At 61.6% G+C, this 20322-nt stretch carries 18 protein-coding genes; 11 read left to right on the top strand and 7 right to left on the bottom strand.

Annotated elements, in window-relative coordinates; translation table 11 throughout:
• Positions 1-29: 29 nt before the first annotated feature.
• The 4 genes from HBN98_RS21465 to HBN98_RS21450 all read right to left on the bottom strand — a co-directional run bounded on the left by HBN98_RS21465 (position 30) and on the right by HBN98_RS21450 (position 5448).
• Positions 30-578, bottom strand: coding sequence for a cupin domain-containing protein (locus HBN98_RS21465; RefSeq protein WP_003226097.1), 549 nt, complete (start codon positions 576-578; stop codon positions 30-32).
• A 489-nt stretch (positions 579-1067) separates the two neighbouring features.
• A complete protein-coding gene (locus tag HBN98_RS21460; protein ID WP_083368729.1) occupies positions 1068-2351 on the bottom strand; it encodes an NAD(P)/FAD-dependent oxidoreductase in 1284 nt (427 codons plus the stop codon).
• Positions 2352-2402: 51 nt separating this feature from the next.
• Positions 2403-3893, bottom strand: a complete 1491-nt coding sequence (locus tag HBN98_RS21455) for an aldehyde dehydrogenase (RefSeq protein WP_083368728.1) — start codon at positions 3891-3893, stop codon at positions 2403-2405.
• Between the two features lie 178 nt (positions 3894-4071).
• Positions 4072-5448, bottom strand: a complete 1377-nt coding sequence (locus HBN98_RS21450; protein ID WP_064588041.1) for a glutamine synthetase family protein — start codon at positions 5446-5448, stop codon at positions 4072-4074.
• A 282-nt stretch (positions 5449-5730) separates the two neighbouring features.
• Here HBN98_RS21450 and HBN98_RS21445 point away from each other — a divergent pair, with 282 nt between their 5' ends.
• The 5 genes from HBN98_RS21445 to HBN98_RS21425 all read left to right on the top strand — a co-directional run bounded on the left by HBN98_RS21445 (position 5731) and on the right by HBN98_RS21425 (position 11035).
• Positions 5731-6492, top strand: coding sequence for a gamma-glutamyl-gamma-aminobutyrate hydrolase family protein (locus tag HBN98_RS21445; RefSeq protein ID WP_083368727.1), 762 nt, complete (start codon positions 5731-5733; stop codon positions 6490-6492).
• Between the two features lie 350 nt (positions 6493-6842).
• Positions 6843-7985 carry an ABC transporter ATP-binding protein gene (locus HBN98_RS21440; protein ID WP_003226103.1) on the top strand — a complete coding sequence of 381 codons (1143 nt, stop codon included), beginning with the start codon at positions 6843-6845 and terminating at the stop codon, positions 7983-7985.
• Positions 7986-8014: 29 nt separating this feature from the next.
• A complete protein-coding gene (locus tag HBN98_RS21435; protein ID WP_169841920.1) occupies positions 8015-8896 on the top strand; it encodes an ABC transporter permease subunit in 882 nt (293 codons plus the stop codon).
• Positions 8893-9768 carry an ABC transporter permease subunit gene (locus HBN98_RS21430; RefSeq protein ID WP_064588044.1) on the top strand — a complete coding sequence of 292 codons (876 nt, stop codon included), beginning with the start codon at positions 8893-8895 and terminating at the stop codon, positions 9766-9768. The genes HBN98_RS21435 and HBN98_RS21430 overlap by 4 nt, the downstream gene beginning before the upstream one ends.
• A 169-nt stretch (positions 9769-9937) precedes the next feature.
• Positions 9938-11035, top strand: coding sequence for a polyamine ABC transporter substrate-binding protein (locus HBN98_RS21425; protein ID WP_083368726.1), 1098 nt, complete (start codon positions 9938-9940; stop codon positions 11033-11035).
• Positions 11036-11287: 252 nt separating this feature from the next.
• Here HBN98_RS21425 and thpR read toward each other — a convergent pair whose 3' ends face one another.
• Positions 11288-11827, bottom strand: coding sequence for an RNA 2',3'-cyclic phosphodiesterase (gene thpR / locus HBN98_RS21420; protein ID WP_064588046.1), 540 nt, complete (start codon positions 11825-11827; stop codon positions 11288-11290).
• A gap of 105 nt (positions 11828-11932) precedes the next feature.
• On the opposite strand from thpR, the gene HBN98_RS21415 reads away from it, so the two are divergent.
• The gene (locus HBN98_RS21415) at positions 11933-12127 is read left to right on the top strand and encodes a hypothetical protein (protein ID WP_083368725.1); all 195 of its coding nucleotides are present in this window, start codon (positions 11933-11935) and stop codon (positions 12125-12127) included.
• Between the two features lie 116 nt (positions 12128-12243).
• On the opposite strand, the gene HBN98_RS21410 is transcribed toward HBN98_RS21415, so the two are convergent.
• On the bottom strand, positions 12244-12597 hold the full coding sequence (locus HBN98_RS21410) for a DUF1428 domain-containing protein (RefSeq protein ID WP_083368724.1): 354 nt from the start codon (positions 12595-12597) through the stop codon (positions 12244-12246).
• 2 nt (positions 12598-12599) lie between these two features.
• The gene (locus HBN98_RS21405; RefSeq protein ID WP_083368723.1) at positions 12600-13679 is read right to left on the bottom strand and encodes a hypothetical protein; all 1080 of its coding nucleotides are present in this window, start codon (positions 13677-13679) and stop codon (positions 12600-12602) included.
• A gap of 301 nt (positions 13680-13980) precedes the next feature.
• Here HBN98_RS21405 and HBN98_RS21400 point away from each other — a divergent pair, with 301 nt between their 5' ends.
• From HBN98_RS21400 to paoC, 5 genes are all read left to right on the top strand, one after another.
• The gene (locus HBN98_RS21400) at positions 13981-14253 is read left to right on the top strand and encodes a hypothetical protein (protein ID WP_083368722.1); all 273 of its coding nucleotides are present in this window, start codon (positions 13981-13983) and stop codon (positions 14251-14253) included.
• Positions 14254-14449: 196 nt separating this feature from the next.
• The gene (locus tag HBN98_RS21395) at positions 14450-16204 is read left to right on the top strand and encodes an L-lactate permease (RefSeq protein ID WP_064588051.1); all 1755 of its coding nucleotides are present in this window, start codon (positions 14450-14452) and stop codon (positions 16202-16204) included.
• A gap of 321 nt (positions 16205-16525) precedes the next feature.
• Complete coding sequence (paoA, locus tag HBN98_RS21390; protein ID WP_268241012.1) at positions 16526-17173, top strand: aldehyde dehydrogenase iron-sulfur subunit PaoA; 648 nt, start codon at positions 16526-16528, stop codon at positions 17171-17173.
• On the top strand, positions 17170-18126 hold the full coding sequence (locus HBN98_RS21385) for an FAD binding domain-containing protein (RefSeq protein WP_083368720.1): 957 nt from the start codon (positions 17170-17172) through the stop codon (positions 18124-18126). The genes paoA and HBN98_RS21385 overlap by 4 nt, the downstream gene beginning before the upstream one ends.
• Positions 18123-20321, top strand: a complete 2199-nt coding sequence (gene paoC, locus HBN98_RS21380; protein WP_083368719.1) for an aldehyde oxidoreductase molybdenum-binding subunit PaoC — start codon at positions 18123-18125, stop codon at positions 20319-20321. Before HBN98_RS21385 ends, paoC begins: the two co-directional genes overlap by 4 nt.
• Position 20322 lies beyond the last annotated feature (1 nt).

The following is a 20322-nucleotide window of genomic DNA, read 5'->3' as shown; positions in this document are numbered from 1 at the left end:
CAGCGTATGGTTTTTACCTAAAGCATCAATCAGAAGTTAGCCGGCGTATTCGCACTAATAATCTCAGCCTCATCCGCCCCAATATTGCGGAACTTATGCGGCAGCGTCGTCGGAAAGTAATACCCATCCCCCGCATTCAACACGCTCACCTGCCCATCCACGGTCAACTCAACCGTGCCACGCGTAACAAGTCCGCACTCCTCGCCTTCCGCATGCACGATCGGCTCTTCCCCGGAGCTCGCACCCGGGGCGTATTGCTCGCGTAGCAGGCGCATCTGGCGGCTGGGGACCGAGGCGCCGATCAGCAGCAGGCGCAGGCCGTGGCGGCCGAGATCGGGTTGTTCGTTGGCGCGGAAGACGTATTGGTGTTCGCGCGGGGGCTGGTCGAAGGTGAAGAAGTCGGCCAGGGACATCGGGATGCCTTCGAGCAGCTTTTTCAGGGAGCTGACGGAAGGACTGACGCGATTCTGTTCGATCAGGGAGATGGTGGCATTGGTCACGCCGCTACGCCGGGCCAGCTCGCGCTGGGAGAGTTTGTAGCTTTCGCGTACTAGTTTGAGTCGAGAACCCGTATCCATGACAGCCTTATGTGAGTAGTACTTAAGGGCAATGGGGGTGGGTGGCGGGTGCCGCGCGAGGCGCGGATCACGTTGCTCCCGTGTCCCGGAACCGTGAAAGGCGGCTATTAAATCACGTTTGCCGGTGTTGCTCAGCAGGTTCGATGGACGGTGGGGCAAAAGTCCTTCTGGCCTTGGTAATGCAGTCACTGTGGGAGCGAGCCTGCTCGCGAAAGCGGTGTGTCAGTCGACAACGATGCTGGCTGATATGGCCTCTTCGCGAGCAGGCTCGCTCCCACAGTTGGATCTCTTTTGTGTCAGTTTGCTGTGTGGCGCTTGTCAGGGCGTCATCGCTGGCAAGCCAGACTCCCACAGGGTTTGTAGTGTTTCTGTGGGAGGGATAGTGGCTGGGCCGGCCTCATCGCGAGCAGGCTCACTCCTACATTTTGATTCTTGGTGTATCAGATAAAAAACCGGCGAGGTCTTGGGGACCGCCGCCGGGGAGGTAACCTAGATGCCGAAGCGGTCGCGCAGCGAGTAGTAGACGGCGCCGAGAGCGGTCAGCGGAGCCGAGAAGGTGCGGCCGCCGATCATGGGCATGTGTGGCAAGGAGGCGAAGGCGTCGAAGCGTTCGGCGTCGCCGCGGATCATCTCCGAGATCAGTTTGCCGGCCAGGTGCGAGCAGGTGACGCCGTGGCCGCTGTAGCCCTGCATGTAGTAGGCATTTTTCTCGATGCGGCCGAATTGCGGCATGCGCGACATGGTCAGCAGGAAGTTGCCGGTCCAGCGGTAGTCGATTTTCACGTCTTTGAGCTGCGGGAAGGTCTTGAGGATCTTCGGGCGGATCAGCTGTTCGATGTCATCCGGTTCGCGCGCGCCGTAGACCACGCCGCCGCCGTAGAGCAGACGGTTGTCAGCGGTGAGGCGGTAGTAATCCAGCAAGTAGTTGCAGTCTTCGACGCAGTAGTTGTTGGTGATCAGGCTGCGCGCCTGTTTCTCGGTCAGCGGTTCGGTGACGACGATCTGCGAGCCGCACGGCATACTTTTCGCGGTTACGCGGTTGTCCAGGCCTTGCGGCAGGTAGGCGTTGCCGGCGATCAGCAGGTACTTGGCGCGCACCTGGCCTTTGGCAGTGCGCACGACGTTTGGCTCGCCGTATTTGATTTCCACGGCAGCCGATTGCTCGTAGATCTTGCCGCCCAGACGCACGATGGCCGCGGCTTCACCGAGCGCCAGGTTCAGCGGGTGAACGTGACCGCCCTGCATGTCCAGCAGGCCGCCAACGTAGGCGTCGGAGCCGACTTCGCGACGAATGTCAGCGGCGTCGAGCATCTTCAGGTTTTTGTTGCCGTAACGTTCCCAGCTGCGCTTCTGCTCGGCCAGACCGTTGAGTTGTTTCTTGTTCATCGCTGCGAAAATACCGCCCGGGCGGTAGTCGCATTGGATGTCGTATTCCTTGATGCGCGAGCGGATGATGTCGGCGCCTTCGAAGATCATGCTGCCGAGGATTTCTGCCGTCTTGTCGCCATAGCGCTCTTCGATCACGTCGACGTCGCGGCTGTAGGAGTTGACCAGTTGACCGCCGTTGCGACCGCTGGCGCCGTAGCCGACTTTTGCCGCTTCCAGCACCGTCACTTTGTAGCCGGCCTCGGTGAGGAACAGTGCTGAGGACAGGCCGGTGTAGCCGGCGCCGATGATGCAGACATCGCACTCGACCGACTCTTCAAGGGTCGGGAAGTCGATGACTTCATTACGGGTGGCGGCGTAGTAGCTGTTTACGTGTTGTTGTTTCATTTTATTGTTCTCCGAAGGTCGCCCGTCAAAGGCGACCACCGCTTTAGAAAATCAGAGCTTGATCCAGGTCGCTTTCAGTTCGGTGTACTTGTCGAACGCATGCAGCGATTTGTCGCGACCGTTGCCCGACTGTTTGTAGCCACCGAACGGCGCGGTCATGTCGCCGCCGTCGTACTGGTTGACCCACACGCTGCCGGCACGCAGGCCGCGAGCGAAGGTGTGCGCCTTGCTCAGGTTGCTGGTCCAGACGCCGGCGGCGAGACCGAAGATGCTGTCGTTGGCGATCTGCAGCGCTTCCTCAACGGTGTCGAAGGTGATCAGCGACAGCACCGGGCCGAAGATTTCTTCGCGGGCGATGGTCATCGCATTGGTCACGCCATCGAAGATCGCCGGCTGCACATAGAGGCCACCGGTTTCTTCGAGGGTGCGCTGGCCGCCGGCAATCAGCTCGGCGCCCTGCTCGCGACCGATGCTGATGTAGCGCAGCACGTTGTCCAGCTGTCGCTGATCGACCACCGCGCCGACGGTGGTCGCCGGGTCGAGCGCATGCCCCGGTTTCCACGCTTGCAGCGCTTCCACCAGCAGCGGAATGAATTGCTCGCGGATCGAACGCTCGACCAGCAGACGCGAACCGGCGGTGCACACTTCGCCCTGATTGAAGGCGATGGCGCCGGCGGCGGCCTGGGCTGCTGCGCGCAAGTCCGGGGCGTCGGCAAACACCACGTTCGGGCTCTTGCCCCCGGCTTCGAGCCAGACGCGTTTCATGTTGCTCTGGCCGGCATAAATCATCAGTTGCTTGGCAATCGCGGTGGAGCCGGTGAAGGCCAGCACGTCGACGTCCATGTGCAGCGCCAGCGCCTTGCCAACGGTGTGGCCGAAGCCTGGCAGGACGTTGAACACGCCTTTGGGAATACCGGCATCCAGCGCGAGTTGGGCAATGCGGATCGCGGTCAGCGGCGATTTTTCCGAAGGCTTGAGGATGAACGAGTTGCCCGCTGCCAACGCTGGAGCAAACTTCCAGCTGGCCATGATCAGCGGGAAGTTCCACGGCACGATGGCGGCGACGACGCCGGACGGCTCACGGGTCACCAGACCGAGCTGGTCGTGCGGCGTGGCGGCGACTTCGTCGTAGATCTTGTCGATCGCTTCGGCGCTCCAGCGGATCGCGTTGGCGGTCGCCGGGATATCGATGCTCATCGAGTCGCTGATCGGTTTGCCCATGTCGAGGGTCTCCAGCAGCGCCAGTTCTTCCTGGTGCTGCAGGATCAGATCGGCGAAGCGAATCAGGATGCGCTTGCGCTCGGCCGGGGCCTTGTTGGCCCACACGCCGGAATTGAACGACTGCCGTGCAACTTCGACGGCGAGGTTGGCGTCGGCTTCATCGGTGCTGGCGACGGAGGCGAGGAAACGGCCGTCGACGGGGCTCAGGCATTCGAATGTGTCGCCACTGATCGCCGGGCGATATTCACCGTTGATGAAGGCGCGGGATTCGATACTCAGGGACTGGAAGCGTTGTTCCCAGTCGTTGCGGGTGTTGGTCATTGTTGTGGCTCGACAAGGGGTTGGTGAGCAGCGGACGAACGCCACCGATCAAAATCTGGTAACCGACCCCCTGTAGGAGTGAGCCTGCTCGCGATAGCGGTGGGTCAGTCACCATCACTCTTGAATGTGACGACGCTATCGCGAGCAGGCTCACTCCTACAGGGAATGGTGTTGGGCTTTAAACGGTATGCAGATACCAGTTGTACTCAAGGTCAGAGATCGAGTTCTCGAACTCGGCCAGCTCGCTTTCCTTGCACGCGACGAACACGTCGATGTACAGCGGGTCGATGTAGCGGGCCATGACTTCGCTGTCGTCCAGCTCGCGCAATGCGTCGCGCAGGTTGTTCGGCAGGCTCTGCTCGTTCTGCTCGTAGCTGTTGCCTTCCACCGGTGCACCCGGTTCGATCTGGTTGGTCAGGCCGTGGTGGATACCGGCCAGCACCGAGGCCATCAGCAGATACGGGTTGGCGTCGGCACCGGCGACGCGGTGTTCGATGCGCACGGCGTCGGCCGAACCGGTCGGCACACGGACTGCCACGGTGCGGTTGTCGATGCCCCAGCTCGGCGAGTTCGGCACGTAGAACTGCGCGCCAAAGCGGCGGTACGAGTTGACGTTCGGGCAGAGGAAAGCCATTTGCGCAGGCAGGGTCTCGAGCACACCGCCGATCGCGTGTCGCAGCGCGGCGTTCTGCTCGGGATCCTCGCTGGCGAAGATGTTGTTGCCTTCTTTGTCCAGAATCGAAATGTGCACGTGCAGACCGTTGCCCGCCTGGCCCGGATACGGCTTGGCCATGAAGGTGGTGTCCATCTCGTGGTCGTAGGCGATGTTCTTCACCAGACGCTTGAGCAGAACCGCGTAGTCGCAGGCCTTGATCGGGTCGGAGACGTGATGCAGGTTGACTTCGAACTGCGCCGGGGCGCTTTCCTTGACGATGGCGTCAGCCGGGATGCCCTGCTCTTTCGCGCCTTCGAGGATGTCTTGCAGGCAGTCGACGTATTCGTCGAGGTCGTCGATCAGGTACACCTGAGTCGACACCGGGCGCTTGCCGGACACCGGCGAACGTGGCGACTGCGGACGGCCGTTCACGTTGTCCTGATCGATCAGGTAGAACTCGAGTTCGAACGCGGCGCAGATGGTCAGGCCCATTTCATCGAACTTGCGCACGACGTTGGCCAGCACTTCACGCGGGTCGGCGAAGAACGGCTCACCTTCCAGCTCGTGCATGGTCATCAGCAATTGGGCGGTTGGACGCTTCTGCCACGGCTCGATGCTCAGGGTGCCCGGGATCGGGTAGCAGATGCGGTCCGAGTCGCCGATGTCCAGACCCAGGCCGGTGCTTTCCACCGTGGAGCCATTGATGTCGAGGGCGAAGAGCGAGGCCGGCAGGTTGATGCCTTTCTCGTAAACCTTGTGAAGACTGGTGCGTTCGATGCGCTTGCCGCGCACCACACCGTTCATATCCGCAATCAGAAGGTCGACGTACAAAACCTCAGGATATTTCTTAAGGAATGCGTTTGCTTCGTTGAGTTGAACGGCACGCAGAGGGACCGACATGATGCACCTATTTAGCTGTTAATTATTATGTTCACTGCTGTTTCGCCGAGCCAGTCAATCCGAAAGGCAAAGTGAAGTCAATAGCGAACACCTGGCCGTTCAGCGTTTATTTTTCGGGCTTTTTTTAACACTTGCGTGCCAATGCAGGCGCCACAAGGCCTGGAATCATGAAGATTTGATGAACGGCGTTTAGAATTTTTTACATGGCAGTTGTTAATTAAAATCAACGAGGCTAAGCTCCGGAAAAGCTCGTTCAAGTGTCAAACTTCGAGGTGAATAAAAATGGCATTCAAGCCATTGATCGGCGTTACTGCGTGCGTCAAACAGATTGGCCTGCACCCTTATCACATCAGCGGCGACAAGTACGTACGTGCTGTCAGCGTTGGCGCTCAGGGTCTTCCCGTGGTCATTCCTTCCCTTGGCAAACTGACTGAAATCGAAGACCTGCTCGGTCAACTCGACGGTCTGTTGCTGACCGGCTCGCCCTCGAATGTGGAACCCTTCCACTATCAAGGCCCGGCCAGCGCCCCCGGCACGGATCACGATCCGGCGCGGGACGCCACAACCCTTCCTTTATTGCGTGCAGCCATTGCGGCGGGCGTTCCGGTACTCGGCATTTGCCGTGGCTTCCAGGAAATGAACGTGGCCTTCGGCGGCAGCCTGCACCAGAAGGTGCACGAGTTGCCGGGCATGCTCGATCACCGCGAAGCCGACAGTCCGGACGTGGCCGTGCAGTACGCACCGGCCCATGCGGTGACCGTGCTTGGCGGCGGCGTGTTCGAAGCGCTGGCGTTGCCGGGCGAGTTCCAGGTCAACTCGATTCACAGCCAGGGCATCGACCGCCTCGCGCCCGGCCTGCGTGCCGAAGCCGTGGCGCCGGATGGCCTGATCGAGGCGATCTCGGTCGAGCACAGCCCGACCTTTGCCCTCGGCGTGCAATGGCACCCGGAATGGCAGGTACTGGACAACCCGAACTACCTGAAGATTTTCCAGGCGTTCGGTGAGGCTTGCCGGCAACGGGCGGCGCGACGCAACCAGCGCTGACACCACCCAGGATTTCAACACTGTTTACTGCCCCCACGGGGTCGGCGGTTGCGCGTGTGCGCATCCGTCATCCGTGAAAACAACAAACCGTAATAACAACAAGTACGACCCAGGCAGCCAGGACGGCGGCGCCGACCAGGTCAGGGCAACCCGCAGCCAATGCGATCCCCTGTAGGAGCTGCCGAAGGCTGCGATCTTTTGATTTTGTTTTTCAGAATCAGGATCAAAAGATCGCAGCCTTCGGCAGCTCCTACAGAGGCCATGTGTGGCGAGGACAGTTTTCCCTGGCTTGCAATCCACTTAAGCCCGGCCACGTTGGCCGAGCGAACGAAACCTGTTGGGAGTTTCACATGGCAAACGCCTCCAGCACTTACCGGAAGGCACTTGAAGGCCACCAGCAACCGAAAAAGGTTCTGGTGAAAGTCGACCGTGTCACCAAGAAGTTCGACGAAACCACCGCCGTGGACGATGTGTCCCTGGAGATCCATCAGGGCGAAATCTTTGCCCTGCTCGGTGGCTCCGGTTCGGGCAAATCGACCCTGCTGCGCATGCTCGCCGGTTTCGAGCGCCCGACTGAAGGGCGGATTCTGCTCGACGGCGTGGACATCACCGACATGCCGCCGTACGAACGGCCGATCAACATGATGTTCCAGTCCTACGCGCTGTTCCCGCACATGACCGTGGCGCAGAACATTGCCTTCGGCTTGAAGCAGGACCGTTTGCCGGCCAGCGAAATCGACGCCCGCGTCGAAGAGATGCTGCGCCTGGTGCACATGACCCAATACGCCAAACGCAAACCCCATCAGTTGTCCGGCGGTCAGCGTCAGCGCGTCGCCCTCGCCCGCTCCCTGGCCAAGCGTCCGAAGCTGTTGCTGCTCGACGAGCCGATGGGCGCGCTGGACAAGAAACTGCGTTCGCAGATGCAGCTGGAACTGGTGCAAATCATCGAGCGCGTCGGCGTGACCTGCGTGATGGTGACCCACGACCAGGAAGAGGCCATGACCATGGCCGAGCGCATCGCGATCATGCACCTGGGCTGGATCGCCCAGATCGGCAGCCCGGTGGACATCTATGAAGCGCCGGTCAGCCGCATGGTCTGCGAATTCATCGGCAACGTGAACGCCTTCGACGGCACCGTGGTGGAAGACCTGGAAGGTCACGCGATCATCCACAGCCCGGACCTGCAGCAGAAAATCTATGTCGGCCACGGCGTCAGCACCTCGGTGCAGGACAAGTCGATCACCTACGCCATCCGCCCGGAAAAAATGCTCGTCAGCACGATCAAGCCCGAGGTCCGCTACAACTGGTCCGAAGGCAAGGTGCATGACATCGCTTACCTCGGCGGGCACTCGGTGTTCTACGTCGAACTGCCCGGCGGCAAGATCGTCCAGTCGTTCATGGCCAACGCCGAACGCCGTGGCGCGCGTCCGACCTGGGACGACAAGGTCTACGTCTGGTGGGAAGACGACAGCGGCGTGGTACTGCGCTCATGAGAACCTTCAATCAGCAATTCCTGCGCCTGGTGCCCAGCGGGCGAAAGTTCGTCATCGGCATCCCGTTCATCTGGCTGTTCCTGTTCTTCATGCTGCCGTTTTTCCTGGTGATGAAGATCAGCTTCTCGGAAGCCGCGCTGGCGATCCCGCCGTACTCGGAGATCTACACCTACGCCGAACAGAAATTCCAGCTGATGCTGAACATCGGCAACTACACCATGCTCGGCGAAGACGAGTTGTACCTTTCGGCCTACCTCGGTTCGCTGAAGGTCGCGGCACTGAGCACGATGATGTGCCTGGTGATCGGTTTCCCGATGGCCTATGCGATCACCAAAGCGAGCAAGGAAGCGCAAAACGTCCTGCTGCTGTTGATCATGATGCCGACCTGGACCGCAATCCTGATCCGCGTTTACGCGTGGATGGGCATCCTCAGCAACAACGGCCTGCTTAACGCATTTCTGATGTGGACGGGGCTGACCGATCACCCGATCGAGATCCTCAACACCAACACGGCTGTGTACATCGGCGTGGTCTACGCGTACCTGCCATTCATGGTGCTGCCGCTGTACGCCAACCTGGTGAAGCACGACGGCAGCCTGCTGGAAGCAGCGTCGGATCTGGGCTCGAGCAACTTCAACAACTTCTGGAAAATCACCGTGCCGCTGGCCAAGAACGGGATCATCGCCGGCTGCATGCTGGTGTTCATTCCGGTGGTTGGCGAGTTCGTGATTCCGGAACTGTTGGGTGGCCCGGAGACGCTGATGATCGGTCGCGTGCTGTGGCAAGAGTTCTTCAATAACCGCGACTGGCCGGTGGCATCCGCCCTGGCAGTGGTGATGCTGTTGATCCTGATTGTGCCGATTCTGCTGTTCAACCGCAGCCAGGCCAAAGAGATGGAGGCACGGGGATGAAACGCTTCGGTTTTTCCAAGTTCATGTTGATCTTCGGCCTGATGTTCATTTATCTGCCGATGCTGATCCTGGTGATCTACTCGTTCAACGCCTCGAAACTGGTGACGGTGTGGGGCGGCTGGTCGGTGAAGTGGTATGTCGGGCTGCTCGACAACACGCAACTGATGGGCTCGGTGGTGCGCTCGCTGGAAATCGCCTGCTACACCGCGATTGCCGCCGTTGCACTGGGCACCCTCGCCGCCTTCGTTCTGACCCGGGTGACGCGCTTCAAGGGGCGCACGCTGTTCGGTGGTCTGGTCACCGCGCCGTTGGTGATGCCGGAAGTGATCACCGGTCTGTCGCTGCTGCTGCTGTTCGTGGCGATGGCGCAACTGATCGGCTGGCCGCAGGAGCGTGGCATCGTCACCATCTGGATCGCCCACACCACGTTTTGTGCCGCTTATGTGGCGGTGGTAGTCTCCGCCCGCCTGCGTGAACTGGATCTGTCGATCGAAGAAGCCGCGATGGATCTGGGGGCCAAGCCGTTCAAGGTGTTTTTCCTGATCACCATTCCAATGATCGCGCCGTCGCTGGCAGCGGGCGGGATGATGTCGTTCGCCCTGTCGCTGGATGACCTGGTGCTGGCGAGCTTCGTTTCCGGCCCGGGCTCGACCACGCTGCCGATGGAAGTGTTCTCCGCGGTGCGTCTGGGCGTGAAGCCTGAGATCAACGCCGTGGCGAGCCTGATTCTGCTGGCGGTGTCGCTGGTGACCTTCCTGGTCTGGTACTTCGGCCGCAAGGCAGAAGCCAACCGCAAGAAGGCGATCCAGGAAGCGATGGATCAGACGGCGAATGAGTCGTGGCAGCCGCAAAGAGCTGCAGCGACTGCTTAACGCAAGATTGCTCTTGTGGCGAGGGAGCTTGCTCCCGCTGGGCTGCGCAGCAGACCCAAAAGCTTGTGAGCGCTGCGCGCTCAAGCGGGAGCAAGCTCCCTCGCCACAGAGCTGTGTGTACATCAGGTTTTGTGTTGTGTTTTTGAATAAAAAGAATGGAGTTGTACCGATGAAAATGTTTGGCAGGACTCTGCTGACACTGTCCTTAATGGGCGCAATCGCCACGGGCGTCCAGGCCAACGACAAGGTGCTGCGTGTTTACAACTGGTCCGATTACATCGCGCCGGACACCGTCAAGAAGTTCGAAGACGAGACCGGCATCCAGGTGACCTACGACGTGTTCGACAGCAACGAGACCCTTGAGGCGCGTTTGCTGGCGGGCAAATCCGGTTACGACATTGTCGTGCCGTCCAACAGCTTCCTGGCCAAGCAGATCAAGGCCGGGGTCTATCAGCCGCTCGACAAATCGAAGCTGTCGAACTGGAAGAATCTCAACCCGGTGCTGCTGAAAAACGCCTCCGCCAGTGACCCGGACAACGCTCACGCGTTCCCGTACATGTGGGGCTCGATCGGCATCGGTTTCAACCCGGCCAAGGTCAAGGAAGTGCTCGGCGCCAATGCCCCGACCAACTCCTGGGACTTGCTGTTCAAGCCGGAAAACGCGGAAAAACTCAAAGCCTGCGGCATCAGCTTTCTCGACTCGCCGACCGAAATGATCCCGGCCGCCCTGCACTATCTGGGCTATCCGGTGAACGACAAGGACAAGGCGCACATCCTCGAAGCCGAGGCGCTGTTCATGAAGATCCGCCCGTACGTGGCGTACTTCCATTCCTCGAAGTACATCTCGGACCTGGCCAACGGCAACATCTGCGTGGCGGTCGGTTATTCCGGTGACGTGCTGCAGGCCAAGGCCCGCGCCGTGGAAGCCGGCAACAAAGTGCAGATCGATTACAGCATTCCGAAGGAAGGTGCCGGCAGTTTCTACGACATGGTCGCCATCCCGCGCGATGCAGCCAACGTCGACAACGCCTACCGGTTCATGAACTTCCTGATGCGCCCGGACATCATTGCCGAGATCACCAACAGCAACGGCTACAGCAACGCCAACTCGGCGGCGACACCGCTGGTGGACGAAGCGATCCGCAACGATCCGGGCTCGTACCCGTCGCAAGCGGTGATGGCGACGCTGTACGCAGTGCCGGATCAGCCGATTGCCACGCAGCGGATCATGACCCGTGGCTGGACCCGGGTGAAGCTCGGTAAGTAAAAATACCGAATACCCTAATATTGAATACACCTCTGATCCTGTAGGAGCTGCCGAAGGCTGCGATCTTTTGACTTTGTTTTTAGACGCAAGATCAAAAGATCGCAGCCTTCGGCAGCTCCTACAGGGGAATGTGGCATAGGTTTCCCGTTCACGCAGCGCCTTACCACCGCTGCACCCTGCAATGAACGGCCTCACCTGGCTCCCTCGGCTCAGGTGAATTTCAGGCGCCCTCGGGCGCCTTTTTTTGTGCGCTCAGTTCAGCGGCCAATCCTGCAGAATCCGATAGTGCCCCTTGTGCGATTCGAACAAGGCAAAGCGTTCAGCGCGCAGGAAGAATTCCGCCGGTGTGGCGGATTCCGGCTCCGCTGCGCGGTAGTCCCGGGCCAGGGTCAGGTGCGGGCGAAATTCGCGCGGCGACGCTTCGAAGCCGAACGGCAGCATCGCCTGTTCCAGCGCATACACCAGGCGCAACAACGCCGGCGGCGCCTGCTCGGGTGCCAGGGACAGGATCCCGGCCCGATGCCAGACCTGCAGGCGATCCAGCGCAATCCTTAACGTTTCACCCGGCGTGCGCACGTTGCTCGCGGCCTCGCAGACTTCATTGATCTGCGCCAGCGGCACGGCACCGAGAAACAGCAGCGTCAGGTGAAAGTTATCCGCCGGCACCGGCTTGCCGGTGCGCAGCCGCAGATCGCCGCGCCACTGAGCAATGGCCTTGCGTTGGGGTGGCGGGCAGTCGAGGGCGAAAAACAGTCGCTTGAACGGTTCATCCCTGCGCGCATCATCGGTCATGGCCCTGCTCCTTCGCTCGTCGATCGGCCGATTCTACACAGCCTTCCCTGACGACTCGCAGCACCCGGCTATAGTTCAAGGATTGCCATCGAACCGGAGGCCGCCATGCGCGAGATCCTCAGCAAAGAACCGTGGTGGGCCAGACCACCCAACCCCGGGCAGGATGAAACCGAGCTGGAATGGGGCTGGCTGGTGCATTACAGCGAAGGAGAACCGCGTTTCGAATTCGTCCGCGAACGGCCGACGGACGAGCAGATTCGCAACCGCAAGGGCTGCCGGATCACCCCCTCAGCCGATTGAGCACAGTACCTGTAGGAGTGAGCCTGCTCGCGAAGGCGGTGGGTCTGGCACTCAGGTTTTGAACCAGCAGACGCCATCGCGAGCAGGCTCACTCCTACAAGAGATTTGTGCAGGCATCAGGCTTCAAGAATGTTCTTGAAGCCACCAAAGATCATGCGCTGACCATCAAACCCCATCGGGTTGACGTCCGGCTGCATGCGCGGGTCTTCCATCATTTTGGCCATGCCGGCATCGCGGGTGGCCTTGTCTGGCCAGATCAGCCAGCCGGACGAAACCGTCTCGCCCTCCTTGAGTTTTACCGCCATCGGGAAGGACGTCACTTTGCCGTCCGGCACGTCATCGCCCCAGCACTGAACCACATCCTTTGCACCGTACTCCTTGAACAACCTGGCGGCGATCTCACAGTGTTTTTTGTACTGTTCGCGATTGGCATTCGGCACGGGTGCCACAAAAATATCGATGTAAGCCATGATCACTCTCCTTGCACGTTGGGTTCGATCTGCTGAGTAGTCGATTGCGGCGGCCGCCATTCGACACGATTCACCCCCAACCCGACCGGCGGTTGCTCGCCCCCGCCGAGACGGCCTTCGACCTTTCCGGCGATGTGCAGCGTAGCGGCCATGACCCCGGTATTCGGGTTCTGCAGCAATTTCGCCCAGGCCTTGTCGAAGGTGCCGCCCAGGCTGCTGCGGATCAGCGCTTCGCTGTCGGGCCGGTCATTGGCCTGGAGGATCGCGCGGATGCCCGCCACGCCGATCGAGATCACCCCGCCGACCAGCTTGCCCGCCGCAGCCGCCACGGCACTGGCCGCGCCGCGCGGGGCCATTTCCGCTTCCATCCGCTGACTGGCGCGTTTGGCCACCGGGGCCATGCCGGCGTCGGTCGAGGCGATCCCCTTGCTGCCGCCCTCGGTGTGGATCTTGTCGATCAGCGCGGCGTACGCCGGCAAGGTGTTCAGCGGTTCGGTGCTGATGATCTGATACAGCGACGCATCCCGCGCCGGCGGCGGCCCGAGGGCGATGGCCGGAACCTTTTGCAGACGCCCGTTAAGCTGAGCCAGCGGCACGCCGTAACGCTGGGCGATGAGCGGCATCTGCTGCGCCATCAGTTGCGCATAAAACGCCGTGGCCTGGCCGAGAATCGCGTCCGGATCAATCTCCACCGCCACCGGCGCCAACACCCTTTCCTGATATTGCTCAAGCAGATAGCTCGCCAGACGCTTGGCCGACGCATCCTGCTCGCCGCCGGCGTTGATCGTGTACCAACTGACCTTCATCGACAGCCATTCCTGGGTCCAGTAGCTGCTGAACCACGGGATGAAATTTTCTTCAGTTTGCTGATAGACGCGAGTGCGCCAATGTTCCATCGAGCCACGGGCAAATACCTTGACCTGCTCGGTGGACTGTTGCGAGGCGCTGACGATGTCGCGGTCGATCTGTTGCCAGGTCGCCGGCGACACCACCACGACCGGCGGCGCCACCGGGGCCCGGGCCGAAGAGGCGCAGCCCGCCAGCAGACACAGTGCGGCGAGGCTCAGCGCACGCAGGTTCACGGTGGTGGCGTCCTTGAGTGGAGGAAAACAGATTGAGTATAGGTGTGTCAGTTTCCGGGAAGCTGGGTGTGTCGCCGCCATCGCTGGCGAGCCAGCTCCCACAGGTTCTTCGGATGCTCATCAAATATGTGCGCACTGGAGATCTCTGTGGGAGCTGGCTCGCCAGCGATGAGGGCAGTGAATTCCCCCCCTGTTTCAACCATCAACGCCGTCGATATTCACCATCGCCACGATTGCCTTCCGCCCGCCGCCCGGCAGAGGCACGATTGACCCATCCGAGACGCAACGAGGAGTACCCATCATGATTCGCACCATCGCACTCTCCGTCAGTTTCCCGGTGTTTGGCAGCAACTATTACCAACAGCACGTGGTGTCGCGCAAAGCGCAGGCGCTGGTGTTCAACGAAGATTTCGACGATGTGCTGATGCCCGCCGCGAGCAATCACTTCAGCAATGAAGTGGTCGGCATCAACGATCAGTTCCGCTTTCTGAGCGACATACTCGCCACCCATTTGCTGGATCTCGAGGCCTCTGCGCCTGCGCATTCCAGCGTCCGGGCGAGCGCTCATTTTTAATCGCCGAGGTCGTTCCCGTTGCGCGAACGCAGCCGCTGAAACGACCCAACAAACGGACCTGGATTCACTGACCGACCACGACCGTTGATCGGCCCGCCGTCCGCACCCGGACGGCGGCGAAATGCCACCTATACTGCTGGTTATCACCCCCGACGCAACGGACCTGCGCCTCGATAACAACAAGCAGAGGTGGACCATGGTCTGGCAGCAAATCTACGACCCGTTCGGCAATCCGGTGATCTCCACGCTCATGGCCGCCGTTCCGGTGGTGGTGATGCTCGCGGCGCTGGCGTTCTTTCACGTCAAGGCGCATCTGGCCGCCCTGCTCGCCCTGGCATCGGCGCTGCTGATCTCGATCTTCGCCTTCGGCATGCCGGCGAGCATGGCCGGTTCGGCAGCGCTGTTCGGTGCGGCCAACGGCTTGCTGCCGATCGGCTGGATCGTGCTCAACATCATCTTTCTGCACCGCCTGACCACCGAGAACGGCTCGTTCAAAGTGCTGCAGGATTCGCTCGCACGCATCACCGATGACCGGCGTTTACAGTTATTGCTGATCGCTTTCTGCTTCGGTGCGTTTTTCGAAGGCGCGGCCGGGTTCGGCACGCCCGTGGCCGTGACCGGGGCGATTCTGATCGGCCTCGGGTTTTCGCCGTTGGCCGCGTCGGGTCTGGCGTTGATTGCCAACACCGCCCCGGTGGCATTCGGCGCGCTGGGCACGCCGATCATCACGCTGGCCAAGGTCACCGGCCTGGATGAAATGGAACTGTCGATGATGGTCGGTCGGCAGCTGCCGTTTTTCTCGGTGCTGGTGCCGTTCTGGTTGATCTGGGCGTTTGCCGGATGGCGCAAGATGCTGGAAATCTGGCCGGCGATTCTGGTGGCCGGGGTCAGCTTCGCGGTGCCGCAGTTCCTCGTCTCGAACTACCACGGGCCGATGCTGGTGGACGTGATCGCCGCACTGATTTCCATGGCTTGTCTGACCCTGTTTCTGCGGGTCTGGAAACCGGCGACGGTGTACACCTCGGCCGCGCTGTCGGGGCGCGTCGACAACTCGCGGGTCGAGGAAGAAAAAGTCACCGCCAGCGCTGCCTTCAGTGATCAGGCGCGCCCCGCAGTGATGCGCGCGTGGATGCCATGGATCATCCTCACCGTGTTCGTGTTTGCCTGGGGCACCCAGGGTTTCAAGAACATTTTCGACGTGCGCCCGGCGCTGGACCCGGTGACCCACTCGGTGAAACTCGATCCGCAAGGCAAACCGCTCAACGAGGCCAACCCGATTTTTTCGCCGGCGCTGACCTTCACCACCCTGCACCTGCAAGTGCAGAAAGTCCCGCCTGTGGTCCCGGCGCCGAAAGCCGAAGAGGCGATCTACAAGTTCACCTGGTTCACCGCCACCGGCAGCGGCATTCTGCTGGCGGCGATTGTCGGCGGGCTGCTGATGGGCTACTCGATCCCGCAGTTGCTCAAGCAATACCTGCGCACGCTGTGGGTGGTGCGGTTTTCGCTGATCACCATTGCCGCGATGCTCGCGCTGGGGTTCCTCACGCGCTACTCGGGGCTGGATGCGACCATGGGTCTGGCGTTTGCCGCGACCGGGGTGTTCTACCCGATGTTCGGCACCCTGCTCGGCTGGCTCGGCGTGGCGTTGACCGGCTCGGACACGGCCTCGAACGTGTTGTTCGGCGGGCTGCAACGGGTGACCTCGGAACAGCTGGGCATCAGCCCGATCCTGATGGCGGCGGCCAATAGTTCCGGCGGGGTGATGGGCAAGATGGTCGATGCGCAATCGATCGTGGTCGCCTCCACCGCCACCCGCTGGTATGGGCATGAGGGCGAGATTCTGCGCTACGTGTTCTTCCACTCGATTGTGCTGGCGACGCTGGTGGGCGGACTGGTGACGTTGCAGGCGTACGTGGCGCCGTTTACGCATATGGTGGTCGGCGGGCATTGAGTCGGTCGTAACGTCCTCTTCACGAGCAGGCTCGCTCCCACAGTCGGAACACGTGTCCGCTGTGGGAGCGAGCCTGCTCGCGAAAGCGCCATGTCCTTCAACCAGCGACGGCCTGACCCACTGCCTTCGGGAGCCAGTCGAATCGTCGCACCGCCCCACCCACATTTAGCTCAGCGCCACTCAGCAGATTGATGAGCCATGCGCATAACTCTATAGCGCAAATCCGCAAAAACCTTTTCCCCTCCGCGCAGGTCATTCCAAGAACGAGACCGGCAAGCATGCCGGCGCGCCCGATTGGGCCTTTCTATCCCTGCCGTCCTGATTAAGCCAGAGAGGAATCGAAGCATGACGATTTCCCGACGAAGATTCCTGATCCTCGGTGCCGTGACCGCCACTGCGTTTGCAATGCCGCCCTTTATTAGCCTCAAGGCCTACGCGGCCAGTCTGGAGCAACCGGCCATGGCCAAAGTAACGATCAACGTCAACGGTAAACCCCGAGCCCTTGAAGTCGACAACCGCACCACCCTGCTCGATGCCCTGCGCGAGCACCTGCAACTGACCGGCAGCAAAAAAGGCTGCGACCATGGCCAGTGCGGCGCCTGCACCGTCATCGCCGATGGCCGCCGGATCAATGCCTGCCTGACCCTGGCGGTGATGCACGAAGGCCGTGAGATCACCACCATCGAAGGCCTCGGCATGCCCGACAACTTGCACCCGATGCAGGCTGCGTTCATCAAGCACGACGGCTACCAGTGCGGCTATTGCACGCCGGGGCAGATCTGCTCGGCGGTTTCCGTGCTCAAGGAAATCCGCGAGGGCATTCCCAGCCACGTCAGCCCCAGCCTGACCGACGCACCGCAACTGATTGCCAGCGAATTCCAGGAGCGCATGAGCGGCAACATATGCCGCTGCGGCGCCTACTCCAACATCATCGAAGCCATCACTGAAGTTGCGGAGGTGCCGGCATGAGGCCGTTCAATTACAGCCGCGCCGATTCCCCCGCCGCAGCCGCATCGCTGGCGGCGCAGGTCGAAGGCGCCAAGTTCATCGCCGGCGGCACCAACCTGCTGGACCTGATGAAACTCGACATCGAAACCCCGCAGCACCTGATCGACGTCAACCACCTGGGTCTCGATCAAATCGAAGCCACGCCCGAAGGCGGATTGCGCATCGGCGCACTGGTGCGCAATACCGATCTGGCCGCCGACAGCCGCGTGCGCAAAGACTACGCGTTGCTCTCCCGCGCCTTGCTCGCCGGGGCCTCCGGCCAGTTGCGCAACATGGCGAGCACCGCCGGCAACCTGCTGCAACGCACCCGTTGCCCGTACTTCTATGACGTCAATCAGGCGTGCAACAAGCGCCAGCCCGGCAGCGGTTGCGCGGCGATTGGCGGGGTCAGTCGGCAACTGGGACTGATCGGTGTCAGCGACGCCTGCATCGCCACCCACCCCAGCGACATGGCGATTGCCATGCGCGCGCTCGATGCGCAGATTGAAACAGTCAAACCCGATGGCAGCACACGCAGCATCGCCATCGCCGATTTCCATCAGCTCCCGGGCAACACGCCGAACATCGAAACCAGCCTCACCCCCGGCGAGTTCATCACTTCGGTGACCCTGCCCGCCCCGGTCGGCGGCACGCACATTTATCACAAGGTGCGCGATCGTTCGTCGTACGCCTTCGCCCTGGTGTCGGTCGGATTGATCCTGCAAAAGGACGGCAGCGGTCGCGTGGCGGTGGGCGGCATTGCGCCGAAACCATGGCGGGTCGAAGACGCCGACGCGTTGCTGCCCAACGGCGCAAAAGCCGTGAGCCAGCGCCTGCTCGACGGTGCCACGCCAACCCATGACAACCAATTCAAACTGACCCTGGTCGAGCGCACGCTCGGCTCGGTGTTGGCGCAAGCGAGGGATGAAGCATGAAGTTCGACACGCCCGCCACCACCAACCCGATCGATCAATTGAAGGTCATCGGCAAACCCACCGACCGCGTCGAAGGACCGCTGAAAACCAGCGGCCAGGCACCCTATGCCTATGAACAGCACCACGCGGTTGAGCATCAGGCCTACGGTTTCATGGTCGGCTCGGCGATTGCCAAGGGCCGCATCAGCCACATCGATCTCGACGCGGCCGAAGCCGCGCCGGGTGTGCTGGCGATTGTCACCGCCGCCAATGCCGGCAAGCTCAGCAAGGGCAAATACAACTCGGCGCCGCTGCTCGCCGGGCCCGAAGTGCAGCACTATCATCAGGCCGTGGCGCTGGTGGTCGCCGAGACTTTTGAACAGGCCCGCGCTGCGGCGCAACTGGTCAAAGTGGATTACGTCGCAGCCAAAGGCGAGTTCGATCTGGCCAGCGTGCGCGACCAGGGTGTCGAAGACAAAGAAGAACTGCCCGACGTCACCCACGGCGACTTCGACAAGGCCTTCGCCGCCGCACCGGTGCAATTCGACCAGACCTACACCACCCCCGATCAGTCCCACGCGATGATGGAGCCACACGCCACACTGGCGGCGTGGAAAGGTGATCATCTGACCTTGTGGACCTCCAACCAGATGATCGCCTGGAGCGTCGGCGACATCGCCACCACCCTTGGCCTGCCCAAGGAAAACGTACGCCTGGTCTCGCCGTACATTGGTGGAGGCTTCGGCGGCAAACTGTTTATCCGCGCCGACGCGATCCTCGCCGCCCTCGGCGCGCGCCTGGCCAACCGCCCGGTGAAAGTCGCCCTCGCCCGCCCGCAAATGGCCAACAACACCACCCACCGCCCGGCCACGATCCAGCGCATTCGCTTGGGTGCCACGGCGGACGGCAAGCTCAGCGCCATCGCCCACGAAGGCTGGTCGGGCAACCTCAAGGACGGCAAGGTCGAAGTCGCGGCACAACCGAGTCAGTTGCTCTATGCCGCAGAAAACCGCCGGGTGACCATGCGTCTGTCTCCGCTGGACCTACCCGAAGGCAACTCGATGCGCGCGCCAGGTGAGGCGCCGGGCTTGATGGCGCTGGAAATCGCCATGGACGAGATGGCCGAGCAGCTCAAGCTCGACCCGATCCAGTTCCGCATTCTCAACGACACCCAGGTCGATCCGGTGAAAACCGAGCGCCCGTTCTCGCAGCGGCGCCTGATCGAATGCCTGCAGACCGGCGCCGAAAAATTCGGCTGGAACCAGCGCAACGCCACACCCGGCAGCCGTCGCGAAGGTCGCTGGCTGATCGGCATGGGGGTCGCCGCCGCGATCCGCAACAATTTGCTGTTGAAGTCCGGCGCCCGGGTACGCCTGGAGCGCGACGGCAAGGTCACGGTGGAAACCGACATGACCGACATCGGCACCGGCAGCTACACCATCATCGCCCAGACAGCGGCCGAGATGATGGGCGTGCAACTGGCGGATGTCAGCGTGCGCCTGGGTGATTCAACCTTCCCGGTGTCGTCCGGCTCCGGCGGCCAGTTCGGCGCCAACTGCTCGACCGCCGGGGTGTATGCCGCGTGCATGAAACTGCGCGAAGCGGTGGCCGGCAAACTCGGCATGAGCGGCAGCGACGTCGAGTTTGTCGACGGTCAGGTGCGCGCCGGTGGCAAGACCCTGCCGCTGCGTGATGCCGCGAAAGATGGCGCTGTCGAGGTCGAGGACAGCATCGAATTCGCCGACCTCGCCAAGCAGTATCAGCAGTCGACCTTCGGCGCGCATTTCGTCGAAGTGGCGGTGGACGCGGCGACCGGTGAAGTCCGCGTGCGGCGCATGCTCGCGGTGTGCGCGGCGGGCCGGATTCTCAACCCGAAAGCTGCGCGCAGTCAGGTCATCGGGGCGATGACCATGGGCGTCGGCGCGGCGTTGATGGAGGAGCTGGCGGTGGACAAGCGGCTGGGCTTTTTCGTCAACCACGACCTGGCCGGGTACGAGGTGCCGGTGCATGCCGACATTCCGCATCAGGAGGTGATATTCCTCGACGAGACCGATCCGATTTCGTCGCCGATGAAAGCCAAGGGTGTGGGGGAACTGGGGATTTGCGGCGTGAGTGCGGCGGTGGCGAATGCGATCTACAACGCCACCGGGGCACGGGTGCGTGAGTATCCGATTACGCTGGACAAGGTTCTCGATTCGTTGCCGCCGATGACCTGAT

Source organism: Pseudomonas koreensis (assembly GCF_012986595.1).
Lineage (GTDB): Bacteria > Pseudomonadota > Gammaproteobacteria > Pseudomonadales > Pseudomonadaceae > Aquipseudomonas > Aquipseudomonas koreensis.
The sequence above is the reverse complement of the archived record's forward strand: the minus strand, read 5'-3'. Positions and strand labels throughout refer to the sequence as shown.